Raw genomic sequence first — 17388 nt, 5'->3', positions numbered from 1 at the left:
CCCGAGTTCCGCCGGCCAGCACGAACCGTGGGCCGTTACACCCGCGGCTTCTCCCGCATCTCGTACGTCGCGATGACGTCGTCGACCTTGATGTCGTTGAAGTTGCCGAGGTTGATACCACCCTCGTAGCCTTCGCGGATCTCGGTGACGTCGTCCTTGAAGCGACGCAGGCCCTCGATGTTGAGGTTCTCCGCGATGACCTTGCCATCGCGGACCAGGCGCGCCTTGGTGTTGCGCTTGACCTCGCCCGAGCGGATGAGGACACCGGCGATGTTGCCCAGCTTGGACGACTTGAAGACCTCGCGGATCTCCGCCGTACCCAGCTCGACCTCTTCGTACTCCGGCTTGAGCATGCCCTTGAGGGCCGCCTCGATCTCCTCGATCGCCTGGTAGATGACCGAGTAGTACCGGACGTCCACGCCCTCGCGCTCGGCCATCTGCGCCGCGCGGCCGGCCGCGCGGACGTTGAAGCCGATCACGATGGCGTCCGAGCCCATCGCCAGGTCGATGTCCGACTCCGTGACCGCACCGACGCCGCGGTGCAGGACGCGGATGTCGACCTCTTCGCCGACGTCCAGCTGGAGCAGGGAGGACTCCAGGGCCTCGACGGAACCAGAAGCGTCACCCTTGATGATCAGGTTCAGCTGCTGGACCTCGCCGGCCTTGAGCACCTTGTCCAGGTCCTCGAGCGAGACGCGGCGCGTGCGCTTGGCGAAGGCCGCGTTGCGCTCGCGGGCGGCGCGCTTCTCGGCGATCTGGCGGGCCGTACGGTCCTCGTCGACCACCAGGAAGTTGTCGCCCGCACCCGGGACGTTGGTCAGGCCCAGGACCTGGACCGGCGTCGACGGGCCGGCCTCGGCGACGTTGTTGCCGTTGTCGTCGAGCATGGCGCGCACACGACCGTAGGCGTCGCCCACGACCATCGTGTCGCCGACCCGCAGCGTGCCTCGCTGGACGAGGACCGTCGCCACGGCACCACGGCCGCGGTCGAGGCGGGACTCGATCGAGATGCCCTGCGCGTCCTGGGCCGGGTTGGCCCGCAGGTCGAGCGAGGCGTCGGCCGTGAGGACCACGGCCTCCAGCAGCGAGTCGATGTGCAGACCCTGCTTGGCGGAGATGTCGACGAACATCGTGTCGCCGCCGTACTCCTCGGCCACCAGGCCGTACTCGGTCAGCTGACCGCGCACCTTGGTCGGGTCGGCACCCTCGACGTCGATCTTGTTGACCGCGACGACGATCGGGACGTCGGCCGCCTTGGCGTGGTTGAGCGCCTCGACCGTCTGCGGCATGACGCCGTCGTTGGCCGCGACGACCAGGATCGCGATGTCGGTCGACTTCGCACCACGGGCACGCATGGCGGTGAACGCCTCGTGACCCGGGGTGTCGATGAAGGTGATCTTGCGCTCTTCGTCGTTGACCTCGGTCGCGACCTGGTAGGCACCGATGTGCTGGGTGATGCCACCGGCCTCGCCCGCGATGACGTTCGTCTTGCGGATGGCGTCGAGCAGGCGGGTCTTACCGTGGTCGACGTGACCCATGACGGTGACGACCGGCGGACGGACCACCAGGTCCTCCTCGTCGCCCTCGTCCTCGCCGAACTCGATGTCGAAGGACTCGAGCAGTTCGCGGTCCTCCTCCTCGGGGCTGACGATCTGAACCGTGTAGTTCATCTCGTCGGCGAGGAGCTGCAGGGTCTCGTCGGAGACGGACTGCGTCGCGGTGACCATCTCGCCGAGGTTCATCATGACCGCGACGAGCGACGCCGGATTGGCGTTGATCTTCTCCGCGAAGTCGGTGAGCGACGCGCCGCGGGAGAGACGGATGGCCTCGCCGTTGCCGCGCGGCAGCATCACGCCGCCGACGCTCGGGGCCTGCATGGCCTCGTACTCCTGGCGCCTCTGCCGCTTCGACTTGCGACCGCGACGCGCGGGACCACCGGGACGGCCGAAGGCGCCCTGCGTGCCACCGCGGCCACCGGGACCACCGGGACGGCCACCGAAGCCGGGACGGCCACCGCCGCCACCGCCGGGGCCACCGCCACCGGGACGGCCGGCGAAACCGCCGCCACCGCCACCGCCACCGGGACCACCGGGACGACCGGCGAAGCCGCCACCGCCGCCACCGGGACGGGCGAAGCCGCCGCCACCCGGACGACCGCCACCGCCACCGGGACGACCGCCGCCACCGGGACCGCGGCCACCGGGACCACCGCCGCCAGGACGCGGACCGGCAGCCGGACGCTGCGGCATCATGCCGGGGTTCGGACGCGGGCCGGCCGGGCCGGGACGCGGACCACCCTGCGGGCGGGGCATGCCGGACGGGGTCGGACGCGGACCGCCGGGACCCTGGGGACGCGGACCGCCGCCCTGGCCACCGGGAGCCTGCGGACGGGGACCGGCGCCGGGGGCACCGGCACCGCCGTGACCGCCGGGGCCACCGGGACGCGGACCGCCCTGCGGGCGCGGGGCCTGCGGGCGGGCCATGCCGGTGGAGCCACCGGAGGTGAAGGGGTTGTTACCCGGACGCGGACCGGCCGGACGGGCACCCGGACGCGAGCCCTGGCCACCGGGACGCGGGGCACCCTGGCCCGGACGGGCCTGGCCCTGACCGGGACCACCCGGACGGGCGCCGCCGGGCTTGGGACCAGCCGGGCGGGCGCCGGGACGCGGACCCTGCGCGGCCGGGGCCTGCGGGGTCTGAGCGGCCGGGGCAGCCGGCGGAGCGGTGAACTCCGGGGCGGCCGGAGCCGGACGCGGCGCGGGCTTGGGACCCGGCACCGGACGCGGGCCGGAGGCCGGCGCGGGTGTCACGGGGGCCGACGGGGCAGCGGGCTGCTGGGCAGCGGGCGCCGTCGGAGGCTTGGGGGCCGCCGGCTTCGGGGCAGCCGGACGTGCCGCCTGCGCCGGGGAGGGCCCGGCGGGCCTGGGGGAAGCCTTGCGCGGGGCGGGCTTACCGGCGGACTTGCCGTTGCCACCGCCCTGGAAGGCGTCGGTCAGCTTGCGTACAACCGGCGCTTCGATGGTCGAAGACGCCGAACGGACGAATTCACCGAGTTCCTGGAGCTTGGCCATGACGACCTTGCTCTCGACACCGAACTCCTTGGCGAGTTCGTAGACCCGGACCTTAGCCACTTCGCTCCTTTGAGGTCCGGGTGAAGCCGGACCGTCGCTACTTCATGGGCGTACTCATCGCGTGCTCATCGAGTGCTCATCGCAATCTCGACCTACTTCCAACTCGCGGGGTACCTGGCCACGCGGACGGTCCGCGCGCCACTTCCTTACGGTGTTGCCTGTTCAGCAACTGTTGTCTGCTCGACGTATCGGCGCAACGCCTTTGTGTCGAGCGCTCCCGGGGCGCGCAGCGCCCGTGAGAACGCCCGGCGGCGTACCGCCTGGTCGAGACAGACCAGAACGGGGTGTACGTAGGCACCCCGGCCGGGCAGCGTACCGCGGGGATCGGGGGCGCATGCGTCCTCGATCCTCACGATCCGCAGGAGATCGTTCTTGGCCGCACGCTCCCGGCACCCCACACAGGTACGTTCTGGGCATACTCGGGCGTCCGTCCGGCCAGACACGGTTAAGTCTACCTCCCCGTATCGGCCTCACCCCTTCGGGGCAAAGATCGAACGGCTGTTGTCGTGAAACGAAGCCATCTGCGGCTTGGATCTATTCCCCGAGTCACGCCCGGGGCGAGCGACCGGTTACTTGTTGCGTTCGCCCGGTTACTCGCCACGTTCCGGCTGCTCGGCGGGCTGCTCGGTGTCCGGGCGGATGTCGATGCGCCAGCCGGTGAGCCGGGCGGCGAGGCGGGCGTTCTGCCCCTCCTTGCCGATCGCGAGCGACAGCTGGTAGTCCGGCACGGTCACCCGGGCGGAGCGGGAGGCGAGGTCGACGACCTCCACCTTGCTCACCCGAGCGGGTGACAGGGCGTTGGCCACCATCTCCGCCGGGTCGTCCGACCAGTCGACGATGTCGATCTTCTCACCGTTCAGCTCACCCATCACGTTGCGCACCCGGCCGCCCATCGGGCCGATGCAGGCGCCCTTGGCGTTCAGACCCGAACGGGTGGACCGTACGGCGATCTTGGTGCGGTGGCCGGCCTCGCGGGCGATCGCGGCGATCTCCACGGAACCGTCGGCGATCTCCGGCACCTCCAGGGCGAACAGCTTCTTCACCAGGTTGGGGTGCGTACGCGAGAGGGTGACCGACGGACCGCGCACGCCCTTGGCCACCCGGACGACGTAGGAGCGCAGACGCATGCCGTGCGGGTAGGTCTCGCCGGGCACCTGCTCCTGCACCGGCAGGATGGCCTCGAGCCTGCCGATGTCCACGAGCACGTTCTTCGGGTCGCGGCCCTGCTGGACCACACCGGTGACGATGTCGCCCTCGCGGCCCGCGTACTCGCCGAGGGTCGCGTCGTCCTCGGCGTCGCGCAGCCGCTGCAGGATCACCTGCTTGGCGGTGGTGGCGGCGATCCGGCCGAAGCCGGACGGGGTGTCGTCGAACTCGCGGGGCTCCTGGCCCTCCTCGAGGTCCTCGGGGTCCTCCTTCGCCCACACGGTCACATGCCCGGTCTCCCGGTTGAGCTCCACGCGCGCGTGTCGGCGGCTTCCCTCGGTGCGGTGGTAGGCGATGAGGAGGGCCGACTCGATCGCCTCGACCAGCAGGTCGAAGGAGATCTCCTTCTCCCGAACCAAGCCCCGCAGGGCGCTCATGTCGATGTCCACGGCTACGCCTCCTCCTCTTCCTTCATGTCCTTCTTGTCCTTGCGGTTGAACTCGACCTGCACGCGCGCCCTGTCGATCTCCGGGAAGCCCAGCCGACGGGTGGTGGCCTTGCGGCCCTTGACCCCGGGGACCTCGACGTCGAGACCGTCCTCGTCGACCGTCAGGATCCGGGCGGTCAGCTCGCCGTCCTCGGTCAGCTGGAACTTCACGAGCCGGTCCGTGGCGCGCACGAAGTGCCGGTGCTCGGTCAGGAGGCGCTCCGCGCCGGGGGTGCCGACCTCCAGGTCGTACGCCACGTCGCCCATCACGTTGGTCTCGTCGAGCTTCGCCGAGAGCGCACGGCTCACATCGGCGATGGCATCCAGATCCGCACCACTGTCGGAGTCGACGACCACACGCAGCACCCGCTTGCGTCCTACGGAGTCCACGTGGATCTCTTCGAGATCCAGCCCCTGAGAGGTGACGAGCGGTTCCAGCAGCTCTCGCAGCCTCTCGCTCTGGGTGGTGCTCATCCGGGTGACTCCTCGGCCGCGTGTGCTGTTGTGGGATGGGTCGCGTGTCTGGTCAAAGGGTATCCGGTCGCGGGGTGTGTTGCCGTCCACCTGTGGACAAGTGGGGACGAGCCCGGTGCCCAAGAGGCCGATCGGTGCCGGTGAGTGGCGTGGGACGGGTGCGCGGGTACCGTGATCACGGGCGTGCCGCCCGCCGCCGTGCTTCTTGTCGTACGAGTTCCCCGAGGACGTCTGCAGTGCCGTACCCCCCGCCGCGCACCCCCTCGGGGCCGCGCAGAAGATCCGTGCTCGCCTCGGCCGCCGGTGCCGCCCTGCTCGCGGGCTGCACCTCCGGTCCCCACTCCCGTGACAGCGGCACCTCGTCGGTGACCGCGCGGGCACGCGCGCGTGCGGCCCGGGACAGTCAGGAGCTGCTGGCGCGCTACGACGCGGTCCTCGCCGCACATCCGCCGCTCGAGAACCGGTTGCGCCCGCTGCGCGCCCAGGTGGCGGCACACGTGGAGGCCCTCACGGACGGCACGACGCCCACACCCGCGAAGTCCTCGGTGTCCTCGGCTACCCCGGCCACCCCGTCGGCCGGTGCGGCAGCCTCCCCGTCCGCCGGTGCGGCCGTCCCGGTCACCGAGAAGGACGCCCTCGCCGCGCTGGCCGCAGCCGAACGCACCCTCGCCGACCGGCGCGCCAAGGCCCTGCTGGACGTACCGGGCGAACTGGCCCGGCTGCTGGCGTCCGTCGCGGCGGCCGGCGCCGCGCACGCGTACCTGCTGACGGCCGAGGGGGCCAAGTGAGCGACAAGGACCCCGGGAAGGCCGAGTTGACCGCGCTTCAGTCGGCGCTGGCGGCGGAGCACGCGACGGTGTACGGCTACGGCGTCGTCGGCGGCCGGATCGCCGAGGCGCGCCGCGACGAGGCACGGGCGGCCTGGAACGCCCACCGGGCCGACCGGGACGCGCTCGCCCGTGAGGTGCGCGACCTGGGCGGCGAGCCGGTGGCCGCCAACGCCGCGTATGCGCTGCCGTTCCCGGTGTCCGACTCGGCGGCGGCGCTGCGCCTCGCCGCACAGCTGGAAGAGCGCCTGGCCGGGGTGTACGCGGATCTGGTCCGGGCGGCGACGGGCGCGCGGCGCGGCTCGGCGGCCGGGGCGCTCAGGCAGGCCGCGGTGCGCGCGGTGCGCTGGAGCGGGGAGAGCGTAGCCTTCCCTGGGCTCGCCGAGCGGGCCGCCGAGGGGACCGGCGCGGCCGGTACGCCGCTGCGCGGGACACCGTCGGCCTCCGCCTCGGCAACGCCGTGACCCGGTATCCCCAGGCACGCGCCCCACGACACGACCCGGACTGGAAGGAAACGCTCGCGCATGGCTTTCGAACCGCCGCCGCGCCTGGTACGGGCGCTCGGTGAGACGGCACCGGACGGCGACGCCTGGCTGGCGCAGCTGCCCCGGGCCGCCGAACAGGCTGTGGCCGAGCGGGAGTTGACCGTGGAGCGGGTGCAGGTGCCGGGCGGGCGCAGCAGCCTGGTGGTCCTGGTGCGGCGGGCCGACGGCACCCCGGCCGTGCTCAAGCTGGCCCCGCCCAGGGCCCGTCCGGCCGGCGAGCGGGCGGCGCTGGCGCACTGGGGTGGCCTGGGCGCCGTACAACTGCTGGAGACCGGTGGCGAGGAGGGTGTGCTGCTGCTCGAACGGCTGCACCCGGATGTGTCGGTGCGGTCGCTGCCGGAGGCGAAGGCGCTGCTGGAGGCGGCGGGAACGCTGCGCCGGCTGTGGGCCGAGCCGCCCGCCGAGCATGTCTTCGAGACGGTCGTGGAGCGCACCGGGCGGCAGGCGGCGGCGATGCGGGCGGGAGCGGACGCCGATCCACAGGTGGCACCGCTGGTCGACGCGGCGCTCGCGGCCCGCGAGGCACTTGTGGCCGCACCGCCCGAACACCGGTTGCTGCACGGCACGTTCCGGCAGAGCAAGGTGCTGGCCGGGGAGCGGATGCCGTGGCTGGCCGTGGGTCCGGATCCGGTGGTCGGCGAGTGCGCCTTCGATCTGGCGCGGCTGGTGCGGGACCGGGTGGAGGACCTGATCGCGTCGCCGTCCGGTGCGGCGATCGTTCGGCGGCGGATCAAGCGGCTCGCCGAGTCCCTGGAGGTCGACCAGGAGCGGCTGCGCGGCTGGACGCTGTTCCGGGCGGTGGAGTCCGGGGTGCGGGCGCTTCGCGTGGGGCGGCCCAAGGACGGGGAGCTGCTGCTGGAGTTCGCCGGCTGGCTGTGAGCGCGAAGGGAAGCCCCCCGAGACCTCTGCGGGATCTCGGGGGCTTCTCCTGTGCCGAGGGGCTTGCCCCGTTACGCCGTCAGACGGGCGATCGCGTCCTCGACGGACAGCTCCTCGCGCTCGCCGCTCTTGCGGTCCTTCAGTTCCAGGACGCCCTCGCCGGAGCGGCGGCCGGCGACCAGGATCTGGGGGACGCCGATCAGCTCGGCGTCGGTGAACTTCACGCCCGGGGAGACACCGGCCCGGTCGTCGACCAGGACGCGGACACCCGCGGCGGCCAGCTTCTCGGCGACGTCGAGGGCCAGCTCGGTCTGCAGGGCCTTGCCGGCGGCGACCACGTGCACGTCGGCCGGGGCGACCTCCTTGGACCACACCAGGCCCTTGTCGTCGGCGGACTGCTCGGCGAGCGCGGCGACGGCACGCGAGACGCCGATGCCGTAGGAGCCCATGGTGACGCGGACGGGCTTGCCGTTCTGGCCGAGGACGTCGAGCTTGAGGGCGTCGGCGTACTTGCGGCCCAGCTGGAAGATGTGGCCGATCTCGATGGCGCGGTCCAGCTTCAGGCCGGTGCCGCACTTGGGGCAGGGGTCGCCCTCCTGCACCACGACGACGTCCACGTACGCGTCGACCTCGAAGTCACGGCCGGCGACGACGTTCTTCGCGTGCATGCCGTCCTTGTTGGCGCCGGTGATCCAGGAGGTGCCGGGGGCCACGCGCGGGTCGGCGATGTAGGTGACCTTCTCGCCCAGGCCCTGCGGACCGACGTAGCCGCGGACCAGGTCGGGGCGGCCGGCGAAGTCGGCCTCGGTGACCATCTCGACGGCGGCCGGCGCGAAGTGTGCCTCGACCTTGTCCAGGTCGACCTCGCGGTCGCCGGGCACGCCGACGGCGACGATCTCGCCGTCCACCTTGACCAGCAGGTTCTTCAGCGTGGCGGAGGCCGGGACGCCGAGGGAGGCGGCCAGGGTCTCGATGGTGGGGGTGTCCGGGGTCGGGATCTCCTCGAGCGCGGGCACGGCCGAGCCGTCGACCGGCTTCAGCTCGTACGTGATCGCCTCCGTGTTGGCGGCGAAGTCACAGTTCGGGCAGTCCGCGAAGGTGTCCTCGCCGGCCTCGGCCGGGGCGAGGAACTCCTCGGACTTGGAGCCGCCCATGGCGCCGGCGGTGGCCGCGCAGATGCGGTAGTCCAGGCCGAGGCGGTCGAAGACGCGCTGGTAGGCCTGGCGGTGCAGGGCGTAGGACTGGGCGAGGCCCTCGTCCTCGGTGTCGAAGGAGTACGAGTCCTTCATCAGGAACTCACGGCCGCGCAGGATGCCGGCGCGGGGGCGGGCCTCGTCCCGGAACTTGGTCTGGATCTGGTAGAGGATCACCGGCAGGTCCTTGTAGGACGTGCACTGGTCCTTGACCAGGAGGGTGAAGATCTCCTCGTGGGTGGGGCCGAGGAGGTAGTCGCCGCCCTTGCGGTCCTTGAGCCGGAACAGCTCCTGGCCGTACTCGTCCCAGCGGCCGGTCGCCTCGTACGGCTCCCTGGGCAGCAGGGCGGGGAGGGAGACCTCCTGGGCGCCGATCGCGTCCATCTCCTCACGGACGATCCGCTCCACGTTGGCGAGGACCTTCTTGCCCAGCGGCAGCCAGGACCAGATGCCGGCGGCGGTACGGCGGACGTAACCGGCACGGACGAGGAGCTTGTGGCTGAGGACCTCGGCGTCCGCCGGGTCGTCGCGCAGCGTCTTCGCCATCAACTGGGACATGCGCTGGACCGGTGCGTTGGCCATGGTTCTCGTACTCCTGCCGGGTAAGGGTGATGGCATAGGAGGTTAGCCGGGCCGCCTGTGCGGGCGGAAATCGGTCAGCGCCCGCGCAGCGGCAGGGGGGCACCCATCACGGCGTACGGCCGGGGCGCGCTCGGGAAGTGCACCTGGCGGGCCAGGTCGACGTACCCGAGGGAGAAATACAGACCGCGGGCCGGGCTGTCGGTGTCGATCGCGGAGAGGATCGAGCGGGGCTCGGCCGCACTGTCGGTGATCGTGGTGATCAGCCGCCGGCCGATGCCGCGGTTCTGGTGGCCGGGGTGGACGTGCAGTTCGGTGATGACGAAGGAGTCGTCCAGCCAGGAGTCGTTGCCGTTCGCGCGGAGGTAGGGCTCCACGACCGTGGACCACCAGTGGATGCGGGAGTTGGGCATGCCGTAGACGAAGCCGACGAGGTGCCCGCCGACGGTCGCGCCGAGGGCCCTCGCACCCCGGTACTGCATGTGCCGCTGGACGATCTGACGGCGTACGGCGACTTCGTCCGGGCCGAGCCCGAAGGCGACCGCCTGGACGGCCAGGGCCTCGTCGACGTGGGCGGAGAGGTCCAGGGGGCCGATCACGAGGTCCATGCGGGGAGCGTACAGGGGGGCCGCCCACGGCCGGGCGGGGCGAAGGGGCGGACCGTACCCGTCCGACCGCGGTCCTAGGCCCCGGGTACGCACCCGGCTCGACCCCACGGCCGATGAACCCGCCCCGACGCTCGCCTAACGTCGTGGTCATGGACGCTGAGAGCACGCTCGACGAGGCCTACGAACGACTGCACCGGACCGGGCCCGAGTTCGAGGGATGGCTGAGCAATCACGGTCCGATGGCCGTGGAGGCGCTGGTCCGCCGTGGGCACGCAGGCCATGTCCACCGCTGGCTGGACCGCTACATGGAACGGCTGGACGAGCTGCCGCGCGGTCTGTCGCCCCTCGCCGCCGAGGACTGGCGCGCGGCGCTCGGCGAACCGCGGCGGCTCGGTGACTGGCTCGCCTTCTTCGCGCGGGAGGTCGAGCAGCGCCCGTGGCGGACCGTGCTGGAGACGTGGTGGCCGCGGCTGCTGCCGGGGATCGCGGCGGGCGCCACCCACGGGGTGATCAGGACCGGCCACGCCGTGCACGCCCTGCTGGAACACGAGGACGCGGCCCGGCGGGCCGAGCTGGGCCAGGCCCTCGGCTACTGGGCGGCACGCTGGCAGCCGGTCCCGCTCACCGCCCCGGCCGGCACGGCCGGGCCCGCCGCCGCGCTGGCCGAAGTGCCGCGGGTCCCGGACCAGAGCGCGGGCATCAACCACCGGCTGGACCAGCTCTCCGGCCTGGCCGGCTGGCCCCTCGCACTGGCCGCCCTGCGCCCGGCCGCCGACGCCGGGCAGGCCCGCGACCTGCTGGCGGAGGTCATCACGGCGGCAGCGCTGAACTACCTGCCGAACGCGCACGGTTCACCGGTGATGCTGGTGCACTCGGCGACCGCGCCCATGGCCGTCCTGCGCACTCTGCCGGCGTTGCCCCGCACCCTGTGGGTCGGCAGTCTGCACGCGGCATGGGCGGCGAGTGCGGCCGTGACGGCGGCGTACGCTCCTGCCGAGCCCGCCCCGCCCGGCGATCTGCCCGCCGCGCCCGGATCGGCGGACGAGGTGTTCGAGCTGGCCTCCCGGCACGGGGACGAGCACGTCATCAAGCTCGCGGACACCTGCCTGGAGGTGTACGCGCACACGGGCCGCCCCGAGGCGCTCGCGGCGGTGGTCCGCTCGGCCGCTCTGATCGAGCAGCTGCCGGTCTGACCGAGCAGCCGGCGATCCGGGCACAGCGGCCGGTGCGGCCGGTGCGGCTGTCAACCAGAACAGCACGTCTGGAACAGCTCGCCTAGAACAGCACGCTCATGAAAGCGCCGGTCTCCTGGAAGCCCACGCGCCGGTACGTCCTTCTCGCCGCGGTGTTGAAGTCGTTCACGTACAGGCTGACGACCGGGGCCACGTCCGCGAGGGCGTAGCGCAGGACGGCCGCCATCCCCGGTGCGGCGAAGCCTCTGCCCCTGTATTCGGGGGCCACCCAGACGCCCTGGATCTGGCAGGCCTGGTGGGTCGCGGCGCCGATCTCGGCCTTGAAGACGACCCTGCCGTACTCGTCGATGCGGGCGAAGGAGCGGCCGGCGCCGACGAGTTCGGCGACGCGGGCCTGGTAGAGCAGCCCGCCGTCCCCGGCGAGCGGCGAGACGCCGACCTCCTCGGTGAACATCGCCACGCACGCCGGCATGATCCTTTCCATCTCGTCCTTGCGGACGCGGCGGACGTAGGGGTCCGGGGCGATGTCGACGGGCATCCGGTCGGTGACCATCAGGGGCTGGTGGGCTCGGATCTCGCGGGCGGGGCCCCAGTGGGGCTCCAGCAGGCGCCACAGGGCGGCGGTGGCGTCGGCGGGCCCGACGAGGGAGGAGCAGCGGCGGCCGGCCCTGCGGGCCCGGTCGGCGAAGGCCCGTACGGCGCGCGGGGTGGCGCAGATGGGCACCAGGTTCGCCCCCGCGTAGCACAGGGACGTGAGCATGCCGTCCTCGTACCAGCCCCACATCTCGCCGCCGAGCCGCCACGGGTCGAGGCCGGCGATCCGGACGCGCGAGGTCACGAAGGCGTTCGCGACCGGCTCGCGGTCGAGGACGGCGAGCGCGGCGTCAAGGTCGCTCGGTTCGAGCACCCGTGAAGTGGTCTGGGTCAACACGTGCGGGGCCTCGGGGCTGGGGTTCTGCTGATCCTCCGCACTGTACCCCGAGCGGTCGTGAAGCGCTTAGTGGTGCGGAACAGGGGGTCCGGGGAGAGATCTGCGGTGGTCTATGAGCGCAGAACTTCGCTGCGCATCGCCTCCTCGACGTCGGGCGGGCACAGCAGCACGACGTCAAAGGTGGTCTTCTGCTGCCCCGGCAATTCTGGTTTCCCGGCCCAGAACTTCACTGTGTCATTCATCGCACGCCAGAGGATGTCGCGTTCTTCAGGCGCTTCCGACAGCACGGCATCGGCTTTTTCGATGACGAGAAGGAAGTGTGCGGCATGGATCCACTGAAGATCACTCAGGCAGTCCCGCAATGCGTTCCAGTTCCAGCCGAAATGGTCGGGGAGCCGCAGCGCCTCGTAGAACTCCGTGAACACCCCGTCCGTATCGCGCATCTCCTCGCCCTGCATCCGGGCCGAATGGATCAGGCCGGCGGGAGGGAGGGCACGGCTGACAGAGAGCGTGGCGTCGGCCGATGTGACACGAACCTCGGCTTCTCCCTCCGCACGTGGCCACCAGAGGGTCTCGTTCACCGGCCGGTCTCCATGACGATGTATCTCTGATGGTGGGTCGGAGTGCAGTAGGCGGATCCGTCGGAACCGGTAGCAATTCTCTCGCCACCCCGGCTCGGGTTGTCGATCGACCGCGCCGTTCCCCATTCCGTATATTTGATCGGATTCCCATGGCTATCGAGTTCGGGAGGCCTTTGGCCGTCGCCCTTTCCGCTGTTTTCGAACGGGGCCGCGCCCGCGAGGTGCAGAGCCGTGACCCGCTCTCCGCCCGTGGTGATCTTCAGGTGGTGGCCGACGGAGGAAGTGATTCCGACCGGTATGCCGTGAGGATGGTGGATGGGCAACGCCGGGGCATCGGCCCGCGGATGGAGGTAGGTGGGGAGAAGGCCGTCCTCGGTGGCGGAGACGACACCCTCGGTGTCCACTGCCAGATGCTGGTCCAACGTGGAGGACCAGGCCGGACCGAACCAACGGCCCAGGCGGTGGCCCGACTCCACACGGCGCGTGAAGACCAGAGGGAGCGCGGCGGGCAGGGTGAGGGTGGGGCGGTCGTGACTCCGAGCGGCTTCACGCCACCGCCACCACCCATGACCTCCCGTCCACCCAGTCGCTTGCGCGGGAGGGCCTACTCCGTCACGAAGCCGATGAGGGGCGTAGGCCTCCGCTCGACGCAATACACCTGCCCTGCTCGAACGACGCGAAGGTCGCCGCCGAGCTGGTCGCGAACGCCGTACGGCACGGGCGCGTACCGGGGCGGGACTTCCAGGTCCTGCTCACCGATGCCGCTGCTGGTCTAGGCGCTCGCCGACAAGGGGGGCCATGCCTCGGCAGCCGGGGACATCCGTATGGGCAGAGGTGTGACTGAGTCCCGCCACCGAGCCGTGACGGGACTCACCGACGCGAGGAGGGGGTCAGCCTGCGACCGACACCGACGGCTCGCCCGACTCCGCACCCTCGTCCTGCATCTTCTCGGCCAGCTTCATGGCCTCCTCGATGAGGGTTTCGACAATCTTGGACTCCGGGACGGTCTTGATGACCTCGCCCTTGACGAAGATCTGGCCCTTGCCGTTGCCGGAGGCGACACCGAGGTCGGCCTCACGGGCCTCGCCCGGGCCGTTGACCACGCAGCCCATGACGGCCACGCGGAGCGGGACCTCCATGCCGGTGAGGCCCGCGGTGACCTCTTCGGCGAGCTTGTAGACGTCGACCTGGGCACGGCCGCAGGACGGGCAGGAGACGATCTCCAGGCCGCGCTGGCGCAGGTTCAGCGACTCCAGGATCTGGATGCCGACCTTGACCTCCTCGGCGGGGGGAGCCGAGAGGGACACCCGGATCGTGTCGCCGATGCCCTGGGACAGGAGGGCGCCGAAGGCCACCGCCGACTTGATCGTGCCCTGGAACGCCGGGCCCGCCTCGGTGACGCCGAGGTGGAGGGGGTAGTCGCACTGGGCGGCGAGCTGCTTGTAGGCCTCGATCATGACGACCGGGTCGTTGTGCTTCACCGAGATCTTGATGTCCCGGAAGTCGTGCTCCTCGAAGAGGGAGGCCTCCCAGAGGGCCGACTCGACCAGGGCCTCGGGCGTCGCCTTGCCGTACTTCTGGAGCAGGCGGCGGTCCAGGGAGCCGGCGTTGACGCCGATCCGGATCGGGGTGCCGTGGTCCTTGGCCGCCTGGGCGATCTCCCTGACCTTGTCGTCGAACTGCTTGATGTTGCCGGGGTTGACGCGGACCGCGGCGCAGCCGGCCTCGATGGCGGCGAAGACGTACTTGGGCTGGAAGTGGATGTCCGCGATCACCGGGATCTGGGACTTCCTGGCGATCGTGGCGAGGGCGTCGGCGTCGTCCTGGGTGGGGCAGGCCACACGGACGATCTGGCAGCCGGACGCGGTCAGCTCGGCGATCTGCTGGAGGGTCGCGCCGATGTCCGACGTACGGGTCGTGGTCATCGACTGGACCGAGACGGGTGCGTCTCCACCGACCGCCACACTTCCGACCTGGATCTGCCGGCTCTTGCGGCGCTCGGCGAGCTTGGTCGGAACGGACGGCATGCCGAGAGAAATCGCAGTCATCTGCTGTGCAACCCCAAGTCGTGGATCAAGGTCCGGTCCCGTAACGGCGGGCTCCAGGCTTCGAGATTACGGCACCGGGCCCGGCCGGAGCACATCCCGTCCGGTAAACCCACCTGATGGATGGCGGCCCGGAAGATCACCTTCCGGGCCGCTCCCAACGCCGTGCGGCTAGGAGATTTTCACCGGGTTAACGACATCCGCCACGAGGACCAGGACCGTGAAGCAGACGAAGATTCCCGCCACCACGTAAGCCACCGGCATCAGCTTCGCCACGTCGAACGGACCGGGGTCCGGGCGGCGCAGCACGCGGGCCACGTTCCGGCGCAGTGCCTCCCACAGGGCACCCGCGATGTGCCCGCCGTCGAGCGGGAGCAGCGGGAGCATGTTGAACAGGAACAGCGAGAGGTTGAAGCCGGCGAGCAGCATCACGAACATCGCCACCTGCTGTGAGGCGGGGATGTCGAGGGTGGCGATGTCGCCGGTGATGCGGGCCGCGCCGACGATGCCCACCGGGGAGTCCGGTTGGCGCGGGCCGTCGCCGAAGGCGGCGTTCCACAGCGCCGGGATCTTGCCGGGCAGCGCGGCGAGGGAGTCGACGGCGTCGCCGACCCGGTCGGTCATCCAGGTCACGGAGTCGCCGAAGCCCAGGTGGACGACGCCCGTGGCGGAGCTGAAGCCGAGGAAGCCGGCCTTGACGTACTTGCCCTGGACGTACTGGCCGCTGGAGTCCTTCTTGGCGACCAGGTTCGTGGCGATCGTGGCGTGGAGCGTCAGCTGCTTGCCGTCGCGCTGGACGACGATCGGTACCGTCTTGCCGGCACTGTCGCGGATCAGGTCCGACAGCGTGTTCCAGTCCTTGGTGCGCTTGCCGTCGAAGGAGACGATCTTGTCGCGCTTCTGGATGCCGGCGGCCTGGGCCGGGGACGCGGGGTCGGACTTCTTGCAGCTGTCGCGGTTCTCGCTCTGGGCGATGACGCAGGGCGAGACGGAGGCGACGCTGGTGGTCTGCTGCTGGATGCCGAAGCCCATGAGCACGGTGAAGAACAGGGCGACGGCGAGCACCAGGTTCATGAAGGGGCCCGCGAACATGACGATGACGCGCTTCCACGGCCTGCGCGTGTAGAACATGCGCGTCTCGTCGCCCGGCTGCAGTTCCTCGAAGGCGGCCGAGCGGGCGTCCTCGATCATGCCGCGCCACGGCGAGGTGGAGCGGGCGGAGACCCGGCCCTCCTCGTCGGGCGGGAACATGCCGATCATGCGAATGTACCCGCCGAGCGGAATCGCCTTGAAGCCGTACTCGGTGTCGCCCTTCTTCCGCGACCAGACGGTCGGGCCGAAGCCGACCATGTACTGCGGCACGCGGATGCCGAAGAGCTTGGCCGTGGACAGGTGTCCCAGCTCGTGCCACGCGATCGAGACGAGCAGGCCCACCGCGAAGACCACTATGCCGAGGATGAACATCAAGGTCGTCATGCACGCGCCTCCGCGCTCGCCGTCGTGGCTGTGAGTTCACGGGCCCGGGCACGGGCCCAGGTCTCCGCTTCGAGGACGTCCGACACCGTAAGTGAAGTTCCCATGACCGGGGTGCCGTGCTCCTCGACGACCCGGGTGACGGTCTCCATGATCCCGTTGAAGGGCAGCGCGCCGTTCAGGAAGGCCTCGACGCACTCCTCGTTGGCCGCATTGAACACCGCCGGGGCGGTGCCCGCGAGCTGCCCCACGTGCCGGGCGAGGTCCACTGACGGGAAGGCCTCATTGTCCAGCGGGAAGAACTCCCAGGTGGAGGCCTTGCTCCAGTCGAACGCGGGCGCCGCGTCCGGGACCCGTTCGGGCCAGCCCAGACCGATGGCGATGGGCCCGCGCATGTCGGGGGGCGTCGCCTGGGCGATCGTGGATCCGTCGGTGAACTCGACCATCGAGTGAACATACGACTGGGGATGCACGACCACCTCAATGCGGTCGAAGGGAATGTCGTAGAGGAGGTGCGCCTCGATGACCTCCAGGCCCTTGTTGACGAAGGTCGCGGAGTTGATCGTGATCACCGGGCCCATGGCCCAGGTGGGGTGGGCGAGCGCGTCCTCGACGGTCACGTCGTCCAGCTCGGCCTTGGTACGGCCGCGGAAGGGGCCGCCGGAGGCGGTGACGACGAGCTTGCGGACGTCGGTCCGGTTGCCCGAGGCGAGGGCCTGGAAGAGCGCGGCGTGCTCGGAGTCGACCGGGATGATCTGGCCGGGCTTGGCGAGCCCCTTGACCAGCGGGCCGCCGACGATCAGCGATTCCTTGTTGGCGAGCGCGAGGGTCCGGCCCGCCGCGAGGGCGGCGAGGGTGGGCGCGAGGCCGATGGAGCCGGTGATGCCGTTGAGGACGGTGTGGCACTCGGAGGCGGCGACCTGGGTGGCCGCGTCCGGTCCGGCCAGGATCTCGGGCAGCGGCTCCCCGGCGCCGTACGCTGCGGCGAGCGCCTCGCGCAGGGCGGGTACGGCGTCCTCGCGGGCGACCGCCACGGTCCGTACCCGCAGCCGGTGGGCCTGCTCGGCGAGGAGGGCCACCCGGCCGCCGTTCGCGGAGAGTGCGGTGACCCGGAAGCGGTCGGGGTTGCGCAGCACGAGGTCGATGGCCTGGGTGCCGATGGATCCGGTGGAACCGAGGATCACCACGTCCTTGGGACCGTCGCCCGCGAGGGCGTCGTAGACGAGGTGCGGGTCGGCAAGGGGTGCCGGACGGGCGAGGCTGTCGGTCATCTCTCCATTGTTGCCGCATCGGGCA

Annotated in this window: 16 protein-coding genes; 4 read left to right on the top strand and 12 right to left on the bottom strand. The window is 71.1% G+C overall.

Features of this window, described 5'->3' with window-relative positions:
• Nucleotides 1-35: 35 nt before the first annotated feature.
• The 4 genes from infB to rimP form a co-directional block, all read right to left on the bottom strand.
• Entirely contained in the window at nucleotides 36-3131 is a 3096-nt protein-coding gene (infB, locus tag GQF42_RS31150; protein ID WP_158925398.1) for a translation initiation factor IF-2, read from the bottom strand.
• A 146-nt stretch (nucleotides 3132-3277) separates the two neighbouring features.
• Nucleotides 3278-3574, bottom strand: coding sequence for a YlxR family protein (locus GQF42_RS31145; RefSeq protein ID WP_158925396.1), 297 nt, complete (start codon nucleotides 3572-3574; stop codon nucleotides 3278-3280).
• A 147-nt stretch (nucleotides 3575-3721) separates the two neighbouring features.
• The gene (gene nusA, locus GQF42_RS31140) at nucleotides 3722-4726 is read right to left on the bottom strand and encodes a transcription termination factor NusA (RefSeq protein WP_158925394.1); all 1005 of its coding nucleotides are present in this window, start codon (nucleotides 4724-4726) and stop codon (nucleotides 3722-3724) included.
• Nucleotides 4727-4728: 2 nt separating this feature from the next.
• The gene (gene rimP / locus GQF42_RS31135; protein WP_158925392.1) at nucleotides 4729-5238 is read right to left on the bottom strand and encodes a ribosome maturation factor RimP; all 510 of its coding nucleotides are present in this window, start codon (nucleotides 5236-5238) and stop codon (nucleotides 4729-4731) included.
• Nucleotides 5239-5474: 236 nt separating this feature from the next.
• Here rimP and GQF42_RS31130 point away from each other — a divergent pair, with 236 nt between their 5' ends.
• Genes GQF42_RS31130 through GQF42_RS31120 form a run of 3 tightly spaced genes read left to right on the top strand, consistent with a single transcriptional unit; the run spans nucleotide 5475 to nucleotide 7489 of the window.
• Nucleotides 5475-6026 (top strand): hypothetical protein, encoded by a 552-nt coding sequence (locus GQF42_RS31130; RefSeq protein ID WP_158925390.1) that lies wholly within the window; start codon nucleotides 5475-5477, stop codon nucleotides 6024-6026.
• On the top strand, nucleotides 6023-6529 hold the full coding sequence (locus GQF42_RS31125; protein WP_158925388.1) for a ferritin-like domain-containing protein: 507 nt from the start codon (nucleotides 6023-6025) through the stop codon (nucleotides 6527-6529). The genes GQF42_RS31130 and GQF42_RS31125 overlap by 4 nt, the downstream gene beginning before the upstream one ends.
• 60 nt (nucleotides 6530-6589) lie before the next feature.
• Nucleotides 6590-7489: an aminoglycoside phosphotransferase family protein gene (locus GQF42_RS31120; protein WP_158925386.1), complete on the top strand. Its 900-nt coding sequence runs from the start codon at nucleotides 6590-6592 to the stop codon at nucleotides 7487-7489.
• A 71-nt stretch (nucleotides 7490-7560) separates the two neighbouring features.
• Here GQF42_RS31120 and GQF42_RS31115 read toward each other — a convergent pair whose 3' ends face one another.
• Both GQF42_RS31115 and GQF42_RS31110 read right to left on the bottom strand, forming a co-directional pair.
• Nucleotides 7561-9264, bottom strand: coding sequence for a proline--tRNA ligase (locus GQF42_RS31115; protein WP_158925384.1), 1704 nt, complete (start codon nucleotides 9262-9264; stop codon nucleotides 7561-7563).
• A gap of 74 nt (nucleotides 9265-9338) precedes the next feature.
• Nucleotides 9339-9869: a GNAT family N-acetyltransferase gene (locus GQF42_RS31110; RefSeq protein WP_158925382.1), complete on the bottom strand. Its 531-nt coding sequence runs from the start codon at nucleotides 9867-9869 to the stop codon at nucleotides 9339-9341.
• A 149-nt stretch (nucleotides 9870-10018) separates the two neighbouring features.
• On the opposite strand from GQF42_RS31110, the gene GQF42_RS31105 reads away from it, so the two are divergent.
• Nucleotides 10019-11062, top strand: a complete 1044-nt coding sequence (locus tag GQF42_RS31105) for a questin oxidase family protein (RefSeq protein ID WP_158925380.1) — start codon at nucleotides 10019-10021, stop codon at nucleotides 11060-11062.
• Between the two features lie 82 nt (nucleotides 11063-11144).
• Here the strand turns inward: GQF42_RS31105 and GQF42_RS31100 are convergent, their stop codons facing one another.
• From GQF42_RS31100 to dxr, 6 genes are all read right to left on the bottom strand, one after another.
• Complete coding sequence (locus tag GQF42_RS31100) at nucleotides 11145-11993, bottom strand: GNAT family N-acetyltransferase (protein ID WP_158925378.1); 849 nt, start codon at nucleotides 11991-11993, stop codon at nucleotides 11145-11147.
• Between the two features lie 110 nt (nucleotides 11994-12103).
• Complete coding sequence (locus GQF42_RS31095; RefSeq protein WP_233273514.1) at nucleotides 12104-12574, bottom strand: barstar family protein; 471 nt, start codon at nucleotides 12572-12574, stop codon at nucleotides 12104-12106.
• Nucleotides 12571-13227 (bottom strand): DUF6531 domain-containing protein, encoded by a 657-nt coding sequence (locus GQF42_RS47010; RefSeq protein WP_267906153.1) that lies wholly within the window; start codon nucleotides 13225-13227, stop codon nucleotides 12571-12573. The genes GQF42_RS31095 and GQF42_RS47010 overlap by 4 nt, the downstream gene beginning before the upstream one ends.
• A gap of 237 nt (nucleotides 13228-13464) precedes the next feature.
• Nucleotides 13465-14622, bottom strand: coding sequence for a flavodoxin-dependent (E)-4-hydroxy-3-methylbut-2-enyl-diphosphate synthase (ispG, locus tag GQF42_RS31085; RefSeq protein ID WP_158925374.1), 1158 nt, complete (start codon nucleotides 14620-14622; stop codon nucleotides 13465-13467).
• Nucleotides 14623-14790: 168 nt separating this feature from the next.
• Nucleotides 14791-16095: a M50 family metallopeptidase gene (locus GQF42_RS31080; RefSeq protein WP_158925372.1), complete on the bottom strand. Its 1305-nt coding sequence runs from the start codon at nucleotides 16093-16095 to the stop codon at nucleotides 14791-14793.
• Nucleotides 16092-17363 carry a 1-deoxy-D-xylulose-5-phosphate reductoisomerase gene (gene dxr / locus GQF42_RS31075; RefSeq protein ID WP_158925370.1) on the bottom strand — a complete coding sequence of 424 codons (1272 nt, stop codon included), beginning with the start codon at nucleotides 17361-17363 and terminating at the stop codon, nucleotides 16092-16094. Before dxr ends, GQF42_RS31080 begins: the two co-directional genes overlap by 4 nt.
• Between the last annotated feature and the right edge of the window lie 25 nt (nucleotides 17364-17388).

Source organism: Streptomyces broussonetiae (assembly GCF_009796285.1).
GTDB classification, from domain to species: Bacteria; Actinomycetota; Actinomycetes; order Streptomycetales; family Streptomycetaceae; genus Streptomyces; species Streptomyces broussonetiae.
This window is presented reverse-complemented; position numbering and strand designations above follow the sequence as displayed.